The sequence below is a fragment of the Chthonomonas sp. genome (assembly GCF_035294165.1).
In the GTDB taxonomy this organism is placed as follows: domain Bacteria; phylum Armatimonadota; class Chthonomonadetes; order Chthonomonadales; family Chthonomonadaceae; genus Chthonomonas.
In genome coordinates this window covers 1-1,172 of the sequence record NZ_DATGLN010000228.1, presented here as the reverse complement: position 1 = coordinate 1,172, position 1,172 = coordinate 1, and the positions used below count along the sequence as shown (strand labels likewise).

Here is a 1,172-nt window from a genome sequence, read left to right as displayed (position 1 = left end):
AGTCGCGTCGAGTAGACCCGAAGCGGGATGATCTACCCATGGTCAGGGTAAAGCGGCAGTAAAATGCCGTGGCGGCCCGAACCGGTGAGAGTTGAAAATCTCTCGGATGAACTGTGGGTAGGGGTGAAAGGCTAATCAAATTCCGTGATAGCTGGTTCTCCTCGAAATATATTGAGGTATAGCCTCGGATGATGGCTGGCGGAGGTAGAGCACTGGATGGGCTAGGGTCCTTACCGGGATACCAAACCTAACCAAACTCCGAATGCCGCCAAGCTTAATCCGGGAGTCAGACTATGGGCGATAAGGTCCATGGTCGAAAGGGAAACAGCCCAGACCGCCGGCTAAGGTCCCCAAGTTGATGCTAAGTGGGAAAGGATGTGGGAGCACCCAGACAACCAGGAGGTTGGCTTAGAAGCAGCCATCCTTTAAAGAAAGCGTAACAGCTCACTGGTCAAGTGAACCCGCGCCGAAAATGTAACGGGGCTTAAGCATCACACCGAAGCCGCGGGCTTTCCTGCGAAGGAAAGCGGTAGAGGAGCGTTCCAGTTGCCTGTGAAGTACGACCGGCAAGGACGTATCGAGGCCCTGGAAGCGATTATGCAGACACGAGTAGCGATAAAGAGGGTGAGAAACCCTCTCGCCGTGAGTCCAAGGTTTCCTGGGTAAAGGTAATCTTCCCAGGGTTAGTCGGTGCCTAAGCCGAGGCTGAAAAGCGTAGGCGATGGAAAGCAGGTTAATATTCCTGCACCACCATTGAGGCGTTTGAGCGATGGGGAGACGGAGGAGGGTAGGTCAGCCGGGTGTTGGATGTCCTGGTTTAAACCCGTAGGCTGAAGCGGCAGGCAAATCCACCGCTTCGCATGGCCGAGAGGCGATAACGAGCGATTGCGTCAGCTCTCGCGAAGTGACTGAGCCCATGCTCCCGAGAAAATCCTCTAAGCGAGTCTCAGCGGTGACCGTACCACAAACCGACTCAGGTGGACGGGTAGAGCATACCAAGGCGCTTGAGAGAACCGTGGTTAAGGAACTCAGCAAAATGACACCGTAACTTCGGAAGAAGGTGTACCTGCTGATGTCAGGGGCTTCGCGCCCCGAAGCGTCGGCGGGTCGCAGAGAGCAGGGGGTAGCGACTGTTTAGCAAAAACACAGGACTCTGCCAAGCCGCAAGGCGA

1 rRNA gene is annotated in these 1,172 nt (G+C 55.4%); it reads left to right on the top strand.

The features are described from left to right. Nucleotides 1-1,172, top strand: a 23S ribosomal RNA gene (locus VKV29_RS12965); the annotation flags it as partial.